Consider the following 15,357-nt stretch of genomic DNA (forward strand, 5'->3'; position numbering starts at 1 on the left):
CACATATGTTAAAGGGCCTGTTATTGAGAGTAAAACATGCCAAGGAAGCCACAACCCAGAGGGTACGCTTCCTTAGGACATCTTTCATCATAAACAGGCAAATTCCAATATAATTAAACCGACGTGGCGAATGATTTTTTGAATTTCTCGATAGCTGCCTTCAAAGCTGCTTCATTATCAGCAACCAAGTCTTTCGTGTCGCGGATTGATTGAAGCACATCCTGATGATCGGACTCCATGAAAGACAGGAAGTCTTTTTCGAAACGTTTTACATCCGCTACAGGGATATCATCGAGGAAGCCTTTTACAGCAGTATACAAGCTCACTACTTGTTGCTCTACAGCAAGCGGTTGGTTAACACCTTGTTTCAAAATTTCCATCATGCGTGCACCGCGATCGAGACGGGCTTTAGTGGATTTATCCAAGTCGGACCCAAATTGGGAGAACGCTTGAAGCTCGCGATATTGAGCAAGATCCAGACGCAGGGAACCTGCAACCTTTTTCATCGCTTTAATCTGAGCGGAGCCACCTACACGAGATACGGAAATACCTACGTTGATCGCCGGACGTTGCCCTGCATAGAACAAGTCAGCTTCCAGGAAGATCTGTCCATCCGTGATGGAGATAACGTTAGTTGGAATATATGCAGAAACGTCGGAAGCCTGTGTCTCGATGAATGGCAATGCGGTAAGTGATCCGCCACCGAGCTCATCATTCAGCTTCGCTGCACGTTCCAGCAAGCGAGAGTGCAGGTAGAAAACGTCACCCGGATATGCTTCACGACCCGGTGGACGGCGCAGCAACAGGGAAAGTTCCCGGTAAGCAGACGCTTGTTTAGTCAAGTCATCATAAACAACGAGGACGTGCTCGCCTTTGTACATAAAGTACTCACCCATGGCACAGCCAGAGTAAGGAGCAATGTACAGCAATGGTGATGGTTCGGAAGCAGATGCCGTAACGACAATCGTGTATTCCAGCGCACCATGACGACGCAATGTTTCAACAACTTGAGCAACCGTGGATTGTTTTTGACCAATAGCAACATAAATACATTTCATTCCGTTGCCTTTTTGGTTCAAAATAGCATCGATTGCGATAGAAGTTTTACCTGTTTGACGGTCACCGATAATCAACTCACGTTGACCACGACCAATCGGTACCATCGCATCAATAGCTTTAATTCCTGTCTGCATAGGCTCATGTACCGATTTACGGGCCATAACGCCTGGAGCCTGACTTTCAACCGGACGGAATTCTGTTGTAGCAATCGGTCCTTTACCGTCTACTGGTTGCCCCAGCGGGTTAACTACACGCCCGATCATTGCTTCGCCTACAGGGACTTGCATGATCTGGCCTGTACGTTTTACTTGACCACCTTCACGAATGTCGGAGAATTGACCCAAAATAACAACACCGACATTGCTTTCTTCCACGTTGAGCGCCAAGCCCAATACGCCAGTGTCGAATTCGACCAATTCACCGGCCATAACTTTTTCCAGTCCGTAGACGCGGGCAATACCGTCGCCGACTTCAACAACAGTGCCGACTTCAACGACCTCGATATCATTTTTATATTGTTCAATCTGACTTTTAATCAATGAACTGATTTCCTCAGGTTTGATACTCAAGTGTGTTCACCCCTATCTTCTATACTCGTCTGTTAAAGGATTTCTCGAGACGATCCAGCTTGCCGGCCAGACTGCCGTCGTACAGTGTATCGCCGATAACCACTTTCAATCCGCCCAGCAGACTCGGGTCCACTATATTTTCCACACGGATTGTTTTATGTTCACGGGTTCCGAATTCCTCGGCTACCGCTGTTTTTTCCTGCTCACTTAAAGCATAAGTCGAATACACCTTAGCATGGGCAATTCCCAACTTGTATTCCTGAATATCGAGATATCCGGCCAAGAGAGATTCGAACAAATCTGCTCTACTGCGCTGAATCAGCAGCTTAATCGTGTTAATCAGCGACGCAGACAACTTGCCTTCAAAATTGCTAGCCAGAACCTGAAGCTTGACTGCTTCCGTAATGTTAGGAGAATTAATGAATTTACGGATCTCAGCATCCCCCGATACAGCTTCTACAAAAGCACGTAGCTCCTGTTCGGTTTCCATAATGGTTTGCTCCTGCTCTGCTACTTCATACAAAGCTTTCGCATACCGTTTGGCAACTACTGTATCTCGGCTCATGCTTTGCCTCCTACCTCTTTAAGGTATTGGTCGACAAGCTCTCCCTGGACTTGGTCTTCCTTGATTTCCTTTTGAATCAGTTTGGAAGCAATTTGTACCGAAGCTTTACCCACTTCGCTGCGTAGTTCGGCAACTGCCTTATTACGCTCGCTTGTGATTTCACGAACAGCTTCGTCTTTCAGGCGGACAGCTTCGTCTTTAGCCTGAATAATAATTTGTTCCGCTTGCTTGTTACCTGTTTGTTTTGACTGTTCTATAATATCGTAGGCTTCCTTACGCGCCTGTTGGAGAGCCTGCTTTTGCTCCTCAACATAAGCAGTAGCCTGTTCACGCGTTTGTGCCGCCTCATTCATTTGCTGTAACACGAGTTGACGCCGCTTTTCCATAACGGAAAAGAGAGGGCCAAATGCATAGCGCGTCAGTAACCAGTACAAGATCAAAAATGCAATGATAGTGAAAACGATACTTGTCCAATTTAAACTCAATTGAAGTCACTCCTTTCCGGTGAACGTCGGTTCTGGATCTTTCATGTTCCAACGAACAAAGAAGGCGCGGATGGCTGTGCCTTCCCCGCCAAACCTTGCTTAGTTCAATTCATTAAGCCTTAGCGTAAAAAATAAATGCCAGAACGACACCGATAATAGGTAGGGCTTCGACCAGACCTACACCGATAAACATAATAGTTTGTAAGGTGGACTTCGCCTCTGGCTGACGAGCGATACCTTCAACTGTTTTACTTACGATCAGACCGTTACCAATACCTGCGCCAAGCGCACCCAAACCTACTGCGATAGCTGCTGCTATTAATGCCCAAGCTCCCATTTTAAAAATCCTCCTTAGAGATGTGTATTTGTATTGTACATGTATTTGCAGTTAAGCGCGAAGCGTACTCCTGAACTTAACTAAAAACCTGAAACATAATTCACCTAATGTTCTTCTTCATGTGTGTCAATTGCCTGTGATATATATACGAACGTCAAAATGGTGAAGACGAACGCCTGAATGCTACCGACAAAAATACTGAATCCCTGCCAAACTACGAGCCCCAATACGGAAGCAACCATACCTCCCACACCAAGTGCTGTCATTTTCAGCAGAACACTAATCAAAACTTCGCCGGCAAAAATATTACCGAATAGACGCATACCGTGTGTCAATAGTTTTGAAAACTGTTCAATCAAGTTAATTGGCAAAAAGAACGGAAATGGCTGAACGTAATGCTTGAAGTAAGCTTTGGTATTACGGAAGATTCCCAGGAAATGAACCAGGACAAAGATCATCAATGCCAGTCCAATGGACACCCCTGCATCTGCGGTAGGTGATTTCCACCAGCTGATACCTACATGGGCAGCTTCGCCCGGGTGAGACGCCTGTGCTTGTTCCAGTGCTTCTTTGACTGGAATGATTTCATGTCCAAATACTTGGGCACTTTGCACATTATCGAATTCAGTCACAATTCCGAACGGTAAACCCAGCATATTGCCCACGAAAATGAACATGATCAGCGTCATCCCCAAGGAGAGGAAGGGCTTCCCTTTTTTCAAATCCATTGTGCTGGAAATCAGTCCTTGAACGAATTCTACGACCCATTCCATAAAATTTTGCAGTTTGCTCGGATTGTCCACAGACAAATTGCGTGTTGCAGCAAATGCTAGTCCAAATACAATCGCGCAAGTCACAAAAAGCATAATAATGACGGACAAGTCAATGTTAAACCCGCCCAATTCGATAATCGGTGATTCATGCAACATGTTTTCTCACCCCTTTCTCAGTTGAGCCATTATTTTTCCTGTAGCGTGAATATGATGCCTATAATTAAAAGAAGAAATTGTCCAGTTACCAGGCTTGCCATTACAGCGATCTCATGGAAATAGGCTGGGAACTCCATAGCCAGCACCACTGCCAAAATAGAGGTCGCCAATCGAACGCCAAAGCCAATCCCCACCTTTTTCTTCTTTCCTTCACCGGCAGCCGCACTCGCAACCTGTCGAATCTTGTAGGCCATATATAGCACATTTAGACAGCTTACTCCCGTTCCCAGAATGATTCCGTGAGCAATGTCACGATGTTGGGGCATGAAGGCGGAGACCAGGAAACACAGAGCCATAATCATAAGCGCTACGATCCATAACATCTTTTGCATTCGGGTCATCTCATTCATTTGTCCCTCAGTACCTTTCCGATCACAAGGGCAATACTCAATGCGCCTACAACCAAGCCTGCGAGAACGCTTACGCCAGTCCAGATTCCAGATCCACCAAGTTTGGCATCAAGCCATTTCCCGGCATAGAAACCACCCAGTGTGCATATCGTCAAATCAATGCCGATCGCGCTCACCAGTCCTATAGCCTTAAAGGCATTTCCGGTGTTGTTTCGGTTGTTGTTTTGCTTGGAAGGTTTGACCACTTTTCTCATGTCACCCCTGCAATTCCAGTCCATTTTACTTAAATATAAGATGCTTTGTCAATTGAGATATTTTAGCGCCCTAAAGTATAAAAATCAGTCGACAAAGCATCTAAAAATGCTGTATCCCTTGGTAACCGTACAGTTTAACTGTATGCTTACCTTGTAAAGATTAATGATTACGAACGAACGCCTTTTGTGAACATTGTGTGAAATTCTTCAGGACGTTCTGTTTGAACACCATAATGGTGCAAAATCGCATTGACAATTCTTATAGATGCTTGTCCATCACCGTAAGGATTCGCTGCCTGACTCATAGACTCATACAATGCGGAATCTGTCAAAAGAGCCTTGGTCCGACTGTACACGTTCTCTTCACTTGTACCCACCAGTTCCAAGGTACCCGCTTCAATCCCTTCCGGTCTTTCGGTCGTATCACGCAGCACCAGCACAGGTACTCCGAACGAAGGCGCTTCTTCCTGAAGACCACCAGAATCCGTAAGAATCAGATGCGTGTGCGGATAAAAATTGTGCAGATCCACTACATCCAGCGGATCAATCAGCTTAATACGCGGATGGTTGCCCAAAATTTCAAATGCAGGTTCCTTCACGGCCGGGCTCGGATGAACCGGGTAAACAATAGCAATATCCTCTAACTCGTCTGCGATCCGCTTAACCGCGTTAAAAATCTGACGGTGCGGTTCCCCTTGGGACTCCCGACGATGTGCTGTCATGAGAATTAGGCGTTTGCCCTGAGCCCAGTCCAGTACAGGGTGCTCGTAGTCCTGGCGAACTGTATACTGAAACACATCCGTAACTGTATTGCCTGTTACATATATTCGCGATTCAGGCTTATTTTCCTTCCGCAAATTTCCAGCTGACAAAGAAGTAGGCGAGAAATGCAGATCGGACAGCACACCTGTGAGCTGACGATTCATTTCCTCAGGATATGGAGAAAGCTTGTTCCATGTCCGCAAACCTGCTTCCACATGCCCTACTTCAATTTGTTGCATAAAGGCTGCATAGCTAGCCAGGAAAGTCGTCAGCGTATCGCCGTGAACCAACACAATATCAGGCTTCGCCTCACGCAATACGGGCTCCAGACCTTGAAGTACACGTATGGAAATTTCATTGAGTGTCTGGCGATCCTTCATTACATCCAGATCATAGTCAGGGTGAATATTAAAAACTTCCAGAACCTGATCAAGCATCTGGCGATGTTGAGCTGTAACGCATACCACGGACTCGATATGCTCCGGATGGCGCTGAAGCTCCAAAATGAGAGGAGCCATCTTAATCGCTTCCGGACGCACACCGAAAATTGTCATCACTTTGATTTTAGACATTTTCTGTTGAACCCCTTTTCATAATAAACATCTGCTTCCCAGATCATTCCGTTCTTCAGATAGATGATCTGTCTTAGCGTCCATAGATTGTGCCAAACCGCTAAAAGCAGTCTACTTGGTTCCGTACAAGCGGTCTCCTGCATCTCCAAGACCCGGAATGATGTAGCCATGATCATCCAAACGCTCGTCTAGTGCAGCGACATAAATGTCTACATCAGGATGCGCATCCTGCACAGCTTTCACTCCTTCAGGAGCGGCAATCAGATTCATCATTTTAATTTGAGTACAGCCTCTCTTTTTCAACACATCAATCGCTGCGATCGCCGACCCGCCCGTTGCAAGCATTGGATCAATTACGATCAATTCACGTTCAGTTACATCCGTAGGCAGCTTCGTATAATATTCTACAGGTTGCAATGTCTCAGGATCACGGAACAACCCCACATGTCCTACTTTTGCTGCCGGCAAAAGTTTTACGACACCATCCAGCATACCCAAGCCTGCACGCAAAATCGGAATAAGCCCCAGCATACGACCAGAAATCACTTTACCTTCGGTTTCAGCAACTGGAGTCTGCACCGTAATGCTCTCCAGCGGGATATCCCTTGTAATTTCATAAGCCATCAAAGTTGCTACTTCATCAACCAATTCACGGAAATCTTTCGTGTTGGTCCGCACATCGCGAATAAATGTAAGTTTGTGTTGGATCAAAGGGTGATCGCAAACCACCAGTTTTGCCATAATATATTCCCTCCGGTATTATCGTCACGTTCTTCCGCACCAGCATATCGAACATCCTGATTCGAAAGGATCTATGTAACCTATTTGTACAAACCAAATAAGCACAGATGCAATGCGTGCCTGTAAATCCTGTTTATTATAACATTCCCTTGGTTGATTTAACACCTGCCACCGCAACCTTTTGTCAAGGGAAAGATATGACAAGTAAAATGCTTGGCAAGGCCCATTTACGTGTGACTTTTGTCATATAAAATCATATCAAAAAGGCTTTGACGGCCCTTGACCGTCAAAGCCTACCAGCTCTAAACTTCCTGCCTGAGATATAGCCTCTGCCACCCCATGCAATTTCTTTATCTATACTTCAGATTGTCCCACGCTCCCTGAAATTGCTGAAGCATTTCGTCCTTCGTAATAACCCCTGCAATATAGGCTTGTATACTACTGCTTAAATCCTGATTCAGTCCCTTCGGGAAGCGCTGGAAGTTCCAGCTCCATATCTTGCCTTCCTTCACGTGCCGAGATATTTCCGCACCCAAATCACCTGTGGTCTCGTCACTGGACGTGATACTTTTGAAGGCAGGAACGAACTTAAACTCCTTGGTGATATAATGTTTGCCTGTTTCTGATGTAACCAGCCAATTGAGAAATTCCTTTGCCTCCTGCTTCACAGGAGAATTTTTATTGATCACCCAGTTTGAGGCCACTCCCACAGCCAGTTTGTCTCCAGTAGAGGAATCATTGTCTATGGGGCTTGGAAGAATACCCAAATTCAAGTTAGGATTAATTCCATCTATTTGCGGCTGCGTCCAGTTCCCCTGGTGCATCATAGCGGCCTTACCTGTCGAAAACAGTGTCACTTGTGTGTTGTAGTCCGTTGTGAGCGGATTGGGGTTTCCATATTTTAAAGTCAGGTCAAGCAACTTCACCCACTGATCGAACACGGGATTACCAGGGATGCGAGCAGTTCCTTTGTTTAAATCCGCAACGTAACTCTCCGGGTTCGACTGTCTGGCAAAGGGGATATTGATAAAGTGATTTCCCAGAACCCACCACTCTGCATAGCCGTTAGCAAAAGGGATAATCCCTGCTGCTTTCAGTCGCTTGGCTGCTTCCTCCAATTCATCTAACGTCTGAGGTAGTTTGGTTATACCCGCTTTTTTGAACAAATCCTTGTTGTAGACAAAACCGAATCCCTCCAGGTTCATAGGCTGTCCATAAATCTTACCGTTAACCGTCATGGGCTTACGGGCGAAATCGTCCAAGTCCTTCACCCATGGCTGATCCGACAAATCCTCTAGGTACTCAAACCACGTATCGCGATCTTGATAACCCTCATTTGTGAAAATGTCCGGCTGATCGCCTGATGCGAACTTAGCCTTCAACGAAGCACCGTAATCTGTACCCCCACCAACAGATTGGATATCCAGCTTGATGCCAGGGTGCGTTTTTTCATATTCAGCCTTCAGCTTGTTCAACGGTTCCGAAATCTCCACTTTGAATTGATAAATGTGTATCGTTTTGGTCCCACTCTGTTGAGCCTTCGTATTACCACAACCTGCAAGCATACATGTAAGCAGCAACATCAGGGAGATGACAAGCAGCACTGTCTTTTTCATCCGATATCCCTCCCATCAGCCTTTAACCGCTCCGGACGCAATGCCGGAAACGATGTATTTTTGCATCACCAGAAAAAACACAACGATTGGCGTGATTCCAAGTACCAGTGCGGGCAACGCCAAGTCCCATTGCTTGGTATATTGACCAAACAGCATATAGGTCGCAATCGGAATCGTACGCAGCTCAGGATCATTCAAAATGAGCGAAGGCAGCAAGTAATCATTCCAGATCCATAACGTATTCAAAATAAGTACGGTCACGAACATAGGGAGCAGCAGTGGACAAACGATGCGAAAGAACACCCCGTAACGAGAAGAACCGTCCACTCTCGCCGCCTGCTCAACCTCAATAGGTACCGTTTTAATAAAGCCATGAAACAGAAAAACTGATAAAGGCGCTCCAAAACCCAGATAGCACAAAATTAGTCCTGGTATGCTGTTGTTCAGACTCAATACGTTGGACACTTCCATAAGCGGCAACATAATCGATTGAAAAGGCACGACCATCGCAGCCACAAGCAGTCCGAACAGGAACCGATTAAAAAGAGTGTCATGCCGAACCATTTGGTAGGCGGCCATCGAGCTGATCAGCAGCAAAAACGCATTGCTGACGATGGTGACGATCAGTGAATTCCCCAGTGCTGTGGGAAAGTTTATTTTATTCCAGGCGTTAGCATAGTTTTCAAAACGGAAGGTTGTCGGCCACGAAGCGGAATGGGCCAAAATGTCTCCAAAAGATTTAACGGAGTTCACGAGCAAAAAATAGAACGGAACTAGAAAGATCAACCCAACCACAATAAGCAATATTTCAGCTACCCATGTGCTTAAACGATAGTTCGATGTTTTTTCCATTACATTTCGACCTCCTTTTTCTTCGTGAGACGTACCTGAATGCTGGTAATGATCGCAACGACCACAAAGAAAATCATAGCCTTGGCAGTTCCCAATCCAAGTCGATTATTTGTAAACGCTTCATTATATATGTCCAACGCTACAGACTCAGTCGCCTTGAATGGCCCACCCTTTGTTAAAGCCAAATTCAACTCAAATACTTTAAAGGACCAGGATATCGCTAGGAACAAGCAGACGGTCACTGCTGGCATAATAAGCGGCACCACGATATGACGCAAAATCTGTCTTCGACTCGCACCGTCAATTTGGGCCGATTCAATAAGGGCGTGCGGAACATTATTTAGAGAGGATATGTAAATAACCATGAGATAACCTGCGTATTGCCAAACAAACACAATGACAGTTCCCCAAAAAGCAGTAGGCCCATCACCCAACCACGGTAGTTTGAAAAAGGATAGCCCTGTCGCCTCTCCCACCGCCGAAAAACCGCGTACAAATATAAATTGCCAGATGAAGCCGAGCAGCAAGCCGCCGATCATATTAGGCATAAAAAATACAGTTCGCAGTGCATTGCGGGTACGCAATGGCTTTGTAAGCGCATAGGCCAGGAAAAAGCCCACCAGGTTAGTTAAAATGACACCACATACGGTAAAACGGACCGTAAACCAAAAAGCATTACGGAAATCTGGATCATCTCTAAAAATATGAATGTAATTCCCTAGCCCGAGCCATCGGACATGTTCAGATACGCCATCCCAGTTCGTCATGGAATAATACAGCCCCAGCAGGAACGGAATGACCATAATTAAGACGAAAAACAACGCCATCGGTCCCACAAATACGAGCTGCTGCAATAATTGCGCGGATTTTCTTTGGCTCATTGCAATCACTCCTTTGTCGTAGATCATGAAGGAAAACGCGCGTAATCCTGACTGTAATCGCTTATTACCCAAAAATGTAAGTTTCGAGTCATCTGGACACAAAAAAGGCTGTTCCCCCTCCGCTAACGAAAGGAAAACAGCCTTATCATATAAGATTAAAAGGAATGACGATGAATTAGTATTGGGTTCCTGGATAGATTGGGAACTTGTCTGTCAACTCGCCAACCGCTTGGCTTGCTTTGGACAATACAGTATCATCTTTTGGATTTTTAAGAGTATCAGCAATGATTTTACCGATTTTAACCATAGCCTCTTCATCCATACCACGAGAAGTTGCAGCAGGTGTACCAATACGGATCCCGCTAGTAACAAACGGACTCGTTGGGTCAAAAGGAATGGCGTTTTTGTTGACCGTGATACCCACGGAATCCAATACATGCTCCGCTTCTTTACCTGTGATATTCAAATTGCGTGTGTCCAACAGCATCAGGTGATTATCCGTACCACCAGATACAATGTTAATCCCCTCTGCCAGCAGTGTTTCAGCCAGCACCTGTGCGTTGCGAACTACGTTTTGCGCATAGGTTTTGAATGATGGCTGGAGCGCTTCACCCAAAGCAACTGCTTTGGATGCGATCACGTGCATCAGTGGTCCTCCTTGAGTACCAGGGAAGATAGCTTTATCAATCGCTTGCGCCCACGCTTTGCGAGTCAGAATTAGACCCCCACGCGGACCACGTAGCGTTTTGTGTGTCGTTGTTGTCACAAATTGGGCATGAGGAACTGGACTAGGGTGAATCCCTGCTGCCACGAGACCTGCGATATGTGCCATATCCACCATGAACAAAGCACCTACATCATTAGCAATGGAAGCAAAAGCTTCAAAATCAATAGTACGCGGATATGCACTTGCACCAGCTACGATCAGACGAGGGCGGTGCTTGAAGGCTGCTTTGCGCACTTCATCGTAGTCGATACGGAAGTTGTCTTCACGTACACCATAAGCAGCAAAGTTATACAACAAACCGGAGGCATTAACCGGGCTTCCGTGTGTTAAGTGGCCGCCATGCGCCAGATTCATACCCAGCACAGTATCTCCAGGTTGAAGAGCTGCCAGATATACCGCCATGTTAGCTTGTGCTCCAGAGTGAGGCTGCACGTTCGCATGCTCGGCGCCGAATAATTCTTTCGCGCGGTCACGTGCAATATCTTCGACGATATCTACATGCTCACAGCCACCATAGTAGCGTTTGTTCGGATAACCTTCAGCATATTTATTGGTAAGCACGGAGCCCATGGCTTCCATTACTGCTTCACTGACGATATTCTCGGATGCGATCAGCTCGATATTGTGGCGTTGCCGTTTCAGTTCAAGCCCCATTGCTTCCATCACTGCCGGGTCACTTTTACGCAGATGTTCCATCATGATTGATTACTCCCTCTCCATGGTCAAATTGTTGGGTATACAAGCAAATGCCTGTTCCTCTGTTGGGTACCTCATCATTAATGCAAAAAAGATCAGTACTAACATGCCGACATGACAAATGCTAATCGCAGTTTCCGCCGGCTTCTTGTTCCAGACTGTACACTGCCCGTTGTCCGCCAATAAGTGGAGGACGAGTGAACGCAGCTGTCACACGTGCTTCACCAATCCAGCGAAGGCTTGGGCGAAACGGAACGGCAATTGGGCGCAGATGCATGCCAATCAGCGTTTCGCCGATGTCTATCCCGGCATGAGCCTGCACGTTCGCCGCCAGACATGCATCATCCATAGAGCGATAGGCAACGGTAGCCATAGAGCCTCCTGCTGTACGAATAGGAACAGCCGCAACCTCCATCAGTCCTAATCGCTCCAGTAGAGAACGCTCAACGACCAGTGCTCGGTTCAAGTGCTCACAGCATTGAAACGCCACATCAAAGCCATACTCTCTGCGAACGGATTCTACTCCAGACAGCACTTGCTGAGCCACATCGAGCGCTCCTGCTGTGCCGATCCGACTTCCAGCCACTTCACTCGTGCTTGCGCCAATAACCAGCAGGCGACCAGCTTTGAGACTGGCCGCTTCTGCAATTTCCCGCACGACAGAAGCGGTCTGTGCTTCGAGTGAAATCTCATGATCCAATTGTTCTACCATTGGAACCTCCTTTGGTTGAACAGCCTCTCAGAGACTAGGCACGGTTTCATGCCCCAAGTTCAACACACTCTCTCCTGATCACAATCTGACTATATTATAGCCGATGTTTCAGATTTCGAGCAGAAAAAATGGAAGAACAAGAAGGCAGCAGAAGATCTGCTGTAGCTTGTATACGAAAAAAGAGCAGTCCACACCTATGTGGAATTGCTCTTTTGCCCAGGCGACCGGCCGTATATCCGATGCTCCATCGTGGTTGATCCCACTTTTGTCGCCAGTTACACCGGATTCTCATTTTTCCACCTTATCTTAACGGATTAATCGTCGAAAATCAACAGATTCCGTACAAAATAGAGGAACGGTACCGATTTTATTCGGAAGAATCTTTTAGCTTGTCCAACAACTTATGCAAAGCCGTACGGATTTCTGCCGCTGTGACATCGTAGTCCTCACGCGAACCACCAAATGGATCTGAGATATCGAAGCCCGGAATCCGTTGGTGTAATTCAATCATTCGTTCACGCTCCTGCGTCGATAGCTCTTGTCCGAGTGAAGCCATCAACTGCTGTGAAGCATACAAGCCATCTAACTCCTGTACGTCATTCAGCACTGCGTCCCGGTCCTCCACATATTCCTTCAGCGTAAATACTTTGCCTGCCGTTTGGGGGAACCGCTGTACGACATGCTGTTTATGTCCTTGTGTCAAGGTTAAGATCAGATGTGCCCACTCGGCAAGCCCGTCGCTTAAAGGAGTTGAAGTGATCTGATCGGATATATCGTGATCACGCAGAACCGCCTCTGCATGTCGGGATATCGGCGTGCCGTCCATCGCAGCTACTCCAGCGGAACGCACGTCCAGTTCCAGACCATGCTCAGCAGCCAGCTTACGCAGCATTCCCTCAGCCATTGGACTGCGACAGGTGTTCCCTGTGCATACAAATAAAATATTCTTCAACGTCTTCACCCCCCGTATGTTGAAAATATATAAACAGAGGATTACTCAAATCCTGTATTTATTTTACACTGTCTACGTTAAAATCAAAACATAAACATAAAGCCGAATGCCAGCAAAATAGCACCGCCCACTGCTTCTCCATAATCCCCAAGATTACGGCTGACCTTGCGCCCCAGTAACAGCCCCAGCATCGCCATCGCTCCCCCGCAAAAACCAAAGGCCAGAACAGTCAGCACCAGGTCACTCTGGAACATTCCCAGTGACACTCCCACAGAAAATGAGTCAATGCTCACCCCAAGCGCAAACAGCAAAAGACCCAAAGGCGACCGATGATCCAAAACGTGTACGCCGTCCCCCTTGAAGGAATTATATACCATATGCCCGCCCAAAAGGATGAGTAATCCCCCTGCGAAGTAGGTCGTCACATGGCCTAATAAAGAACTCATATAATGGCCTGTGAACATTCCCAGCAATGGCATCAGGATGTGAAAAAAACCAATCACAGTGCTGATGCGCAGCACGTCTCGCAGGCGTATCCCCTTCATACCGATCCCTACGCCCAGCGATAGCGCATCCATCCCTAGCGCTACCGCCATGATCAGAATCGTTACAACCTGCCCAGCATCGGCAGAGGCTGCCAGCATACTCCATCCCTCCATTATCCGTCTGTTCTTGTACACGTTATGCGGACAAGGGGCAAATCAGTACAAGCAGGCACTGAAAATACCCAAAACAGAGATAAGGAGCGAGGAGAAATTAAAATAAGAGACTCAATTCTTTACAGAAGCTACAGACGGATGATTCGATGACCTGCCGCTTTAAGCAGTCGATTCATGACGGCGTCTCCCAATCCTTTCGGCGGACAGGCTTCCGCCAAAATGTAGGTGACGCCGTCCTCATCGCAGCGGCGCAGTACGCTGTATAGGCGCTGCGCCGCCTCATGAAGCGCGTCCAGCTTGCCCAGCGTGTAGACTCGTTCTCCGGCGTAGCTGGCGGCATGGTCGTCGAACGCGAGCACCGCCGTGCGCTCCCCGCGCGCGGTAGCCTCCGCCAACGCGGTGCGAATCCAGCCCGTCACTTCACCAGACGACGGGCCTTGTACCACACTCAAGCGCCCTCGTGGCGCATAGTGCGTATACTTCATGCCCGGCGAGCGTGGCGCCAGGCTATCGGCGTCCTGCCCGGGTGTGTCAGCCAGCGCCGGGTCCAGTACGACAGAGCGAGCAACCGTAGCGAGCTGTTCAGCAGTCACACCGCCTGGGCGCAGAATGGTGACGGTTCCGTCGTCACCGACTTGTACTACCGTGGACTCCAGCCCCACGCCCGTGGGACCTCCGTCCAAAATGCCGCCGATGCGGCCCTCCAGGTCCTCCAGCACATGCTGTGCTAGGGTCGGACTAGGTCTTCCCGAGCGGTTGGCGCTTGGTGCAGCCAGCGGACAACCAGCTTCTGCGATTAAGCGTAGCGCTATCGGATGATCCGGCATGCGCACACCGACCGTGTCCAGTCCTGCGGTCACACGCGATGAAAGTGCCTGCGACACTACTGGCAGTACGAGAGTCAGCGGTCCTGGCCAAAATGTATTCATCAGCGCTCGGGCTGTATCGTTTATTTCCGCTACCATGCCTTTTAATTGAGCAGCATCGGAAATATGTACAATGAGCGGATTATCGGACGGACGCCCTTTAGCAGCGAATACCGCCTCTACCGCTTTAGTGCTGCGCGCATCGGCCCCCAGTCCGTACACGGTTTCCGTAGGAAAGGCTACCGTCTCTCCAGCCTGGAGAAGTACGGCGGCCTCCCGTATGCCCTTTTCCGCAGTGATTAGAGCCTGTCCAGCTGAAAGCTCGTCAGGATCATCCCCGTCTGTGTTGTTCACAGAACCAACGGGAGCCGCTTTTTCCACCTCAAAAGACGAGGTAGCAGGTATAGTCGTGTCCTCATCAGGAACCAGACATCTTACATCCCACCAGTGTGTGTGAGAAGGCTGTAATGCCTGCTCCTGCCCTGCTCTCTCTTTTTTCACAAAACCTGCGTGCAAGTCATGCATTTGGTTCACTTTATCGCTCATATCAGATCATCCCATATCTTATTGTCATACAGGCCATTTCATTGCCCTGATCTCCAAAAACCCACTTTAACAAATCAGATCAATTTGGCTCTGCTATCTGCATATCTATCGTAAGTTCCATTATAACATATGGGGAAACTTACACTCGTTGTTCTCTTTTCCATAGC

17 protein-coding genes and 1 riboswitch are annotated in these 15,357 nt (G+C 47.6%); all 17 genes read right to left on the reverse strand.

Translation table 11 applies throughout. The features are described from left to right. Positions 1–113 precede the first annotated feature (113 nt). Positions 114–1,628 (reverse strand): F0F1 ATP synthase subunit alpha, encoded by a 1,515-nt coding sequence (atpA, locus tag EGM68_RS23550; protein ID WP_016822886.1) that lies wholly within the window; start codon positions 1,626–1,628, stop codon positions 114–116. Between the two features lie 19 nt (positions 1,629–1,647). Further along, positions 1,648–2,193: a F0F1 ATP synthase subunit delta gene (locus EGM68_RS23555; protein WP_013373435.1), complete on the reverse strand. Its 546-nt coding sequence runs from the start codon at positions 2,191–2,193 to the stop codon at positions 1,648–1,650. Then, positions 2,190–2,678, reverse strand: a complete 489-nt coding sequence (atpF, locus tag EGM68_RS23560; protein WP_129550114.1) for a F0F1 ATP synthase subunit B — start codon at positions 2,676–2,678, stop codon at positions 2,190–2,192. Before atpF ends, EGM68_RS23555 begins: the two co-directional genes overlap by 4 nt. A 112-nt stretch (positions 2,679–2,790) precedes the next feature. Then, positions 2,791–3,015: a F0F1 ATP synthase subunit C gene (gene atpE / locus EGM68_RS23565; protein ID WP_013373437.1), complete on the reverse strand. Its 225-nt coding sequence runs from the start codon at positions 3,013–3,015 to the stop codon at positions 2,791–2,793. A gap of 104 nt (positions 3,016–3,119) precedes the next feature. Further along, positions 3,120–3,944, reverse strand: a complete 825-nt coding sequence (gene atpB, locus EGM68_RS23570) for a F0F1 ATP synthase subunit A (protein ID WP_013373438.1) — start codon at positions 3,942–3,944, stop codon at positions 3,120–3,122. Between the two features lie 29 nt (positions 3,945–3,973). Continuing rightward, positions 3,974–4,354: an ATP synthase subunit I gene (locus EGM68_RS23575; RefSeq protein WP_013373439.1), complete on the reverse strand. Its 381-nt coding sequence runs from the start codon at positions 4,352–4,354 to the stop codon at positions 3,974–3,976. Next, complete coding sequence (locus EGM68_RS23580; protein ID WP_013373440.1) at positions 4,351–4,608, reverse strand: AtpZ/AtpI family protein; 258 nt, start codon at positions 4,606–4,608, stop codon at positions 4,351–4,353. The genes EGM68_RS23575 and EGM68_RS23580 overlap by 4 nt, the downstream gene beginning before the upstream one ends. Before the next feature lie 167 nt (positions 4,609–4,775). Then, a complete protein-coding gene (wecB, locus tag EGM68_RS23585) occupies positions 4,776–5,942 on the reverse strand; it encodes a non-hydrolyzing UDP-N-acetylglucosamine 2-epimerase (RefSeq protein ID WP_129550115.1) in 1,167 nt (388 codons plus the stop codon). Between the two features lie 111 nt (positions 5,943–6,053). Beyond that, the gene (gene upp, locus EGM68_RS23590; protein WP_013312332.1) at positions 6,054–6,683 is read right to left on the reverse strand and encodes a uracil phosphoribosyltransferase; all 630 of its coding nucleotides are present in this window, start codon (positions 6,681–6,683) and stop codon (positions 6,054–6,056) included. 350 nt (positions 6,684–7,033) lie between these two features. Continuing rightward, positions 7,034–8,299 (reverse strand): ABC transporter substrate-binding protein, encoded by a 1,266-nt coding sequence (locus EGM68_RS23595; RefSeq protein WP_129550116.1) that lies wholly within the window; start codon positions 8,297–8,299, stop codon positions 7,034–7,036. A gap of 15 nt (positions 8,300–8,314) precedes the next feature. Beyond that, entirely contained in the window at positions 8,315–9,151 is an 837-nt protein-coding gene (locus EGM68_RS23600) for a carbohydrate ABC transporter permease (RefSeq protein WP_129550117.1), read from the reverse strand. Beyond that, positions 9,151–10,032 (reverse strand): carbohydrate ABC transporter permease, encoded by an 882-nt coding sequence (locus tag EGM68_RS23605; RefSeq protein ID WP_025678224.1) that lies wholly within the window; start codon positions 10,030–10,032, stop codon positions 9,151–9,153. The genes EGM68_RS23600 and EGM68_RS23605 overlap by 1 nt, the downstream gene beginning before the upstream one ends. Before the next feature lie 175 nt (positions 10,033–10,207). Continuing rightward, complete coding sequence (locus EGM68_RS23610) at positions 10,208–11,458, reverse strand: serine hydroxymethyltransferase (RefSeq protein ID WP_016324828.1); 1,251 nt, start codon at positions 11,456–11,458, stop codon at positions 10,208–10,210. 121 nt (positions 11,459–11,579) lie between these two features. Further along, positions 11,580–12,167: a TIGR01440 family protein gene (locus EGM68_RS23615; RefSeq protein ID WP_058711477.1), complete on the reverse strand. Its 588-nt coding sequence runs from the start codon at positions 12,165–12,167 to the stop codon at positions 11,580–11,582. Between the two features lie 207 nt (positions 12,168–12,374). Next, positions 12,375–12,456: riboswitch (ZMP/ZTP riboswitch) on the reverse strand. A gap of 78 nt (positions 12,457–12,534) precedes the next feature. Next, positions 12,535–13,119 (reverse strand): low molecular weight protein arginine phosphatase, encoded by a 585-nt coding sequence (locus EGM68_RS23620; protein WP_129550118.1) that lies wholly within the window; start codon positions 13,117–13,119, stop codon positions 12,535–12,537. Positions 13,120–13,202: 83 nt separating this feature from the next. Next, positions 13,203–13,763 (reverse strand): manganese efflux pump MntP, encoded by a 561-nt coding sequence (locus tag EGM68_RS23625; protein WP_013373449.1) that lies wholly within the window; start codon positions 13,761–13,763, stop codon positions 13,203–13,205. A gap of 143 nt (positions 13,764–13,906) precedes the next feature. After that, complete coding sequence (locus EGM68_RS23630; protein ID WP_129550119.1) at positions 13,907–15,190, reverse strand: L-threonylcarbamoyladenylate synthase; 1,284 nt, start codon at positions 15,188–15,190, stop codon at positions 13,907–13,909. Between the last annotated feature and the right edge of the window lie 167 nt (positions 15,191–15,357).

The sequence above is a fragment of the Paenibacillus sp. M-152 genome, assembly GCF_003856555.1.
Taxonomy (GTDB): domain Bacteria; phylum Bacillota; class Bacilli; order Paenibacillales; family Paenibacillaceae; genus Paenibacillus; species Paenibacillus polymyxa_C.

Coding starts and splice junctions, on each gene's coding strand:
- EGM68_RS23555 (WP_013373435.1), bottom strand. CDS start 2,193: ATGAGCCGAGATACAGTAGTTGCCAAACGGTATGCGAAAGCTTTGTAT.
- atpE (WP_013373437.1), bottom strand. CDS start 3,015: ATGGGAGCTTGGGCATTAATAGCAGCAGCTATCGCAGTAGGTTTGGGT.
- atpB (WP_013373438.1), bottom strand. CDS start 3,944: ATGTTGCATGAATCACCGATTATCGAATTGGGCGGGTTTAACATTGAC.
- EGM68_RS23575 (WP_013373439.1), bottom strand. CDS start 4,354: ATGAATGAGATGACCCGAATGCAAAAGATGTTATGGATCGTAGCGCTT.
- EGM68_RS23580 (WP_013373440.1), bottom strand. CDS start 4,608: ATGAGAAAAGTGGTCAAACCTTCCAAGCAAAACAACAACCGAAACAAC.
- wecB (WP_129550115.1), bottom strand. CDS start 5,942: ATGTCTAAAATCAAAGTGATGACAATTTTCGGTGTGCGTCCGGAAGCG.
- upp (WP_013312332.1), bottom strand. CDS start 6,683: ATGGCAAAACTGGTGGTTTGCGATCACCCTTTGATCCAACACAAACTT.
- EGM68_RS23595 (WP_129550116.1), bottom strand. CDS start 8,299: ATGAAAAAGACAGTGCTGCTTGTCATCTCCCTGATGTTGCTGCTTACA.
- EGM68_RS23600 (WP_129550117.1), bottom strand. CDS start 9,151: ATGGAAAAAACATCGAACTATCGTTTAAGCACATGGGTAGCTGAAATA.
- EGM68_RS23605 (WP_025678224.1), bottom strand. CDS start 10,032: ATGAGCCAAAGAAAATCCGCGCAATTATTGCAGCAGCTCGTATTTGTG.
- EGM68_RS23610 (WP_016324828.1), bottom strand. CDS start 11,458: ATGATGGAACATCTGCGTAAAAGTGACCCGGCAGTGATGGAAGCAATG.
- EGM68_RS23615 (WP_058711477.1), bottom strand. CDS start 12,167: ATGGTAGAACAATTGGATCATGAGATTTCACTCGAAGCACAGACCGCT.
- EGM68_RS23625 (WP_013373449.1), bottom strand. CDS start 13,763: ATGCTGGCAGCCTCTGCCGATGCTGGGCAGGTTGTAACGATTCTGATC.
- EGM68_RS23630 (WP_129550119.1), bottom strand. CDS start 15,190: ATGAGCGATAAAGTGAACCAAATGCATGACTTGCACGCAGGTTTTGTG.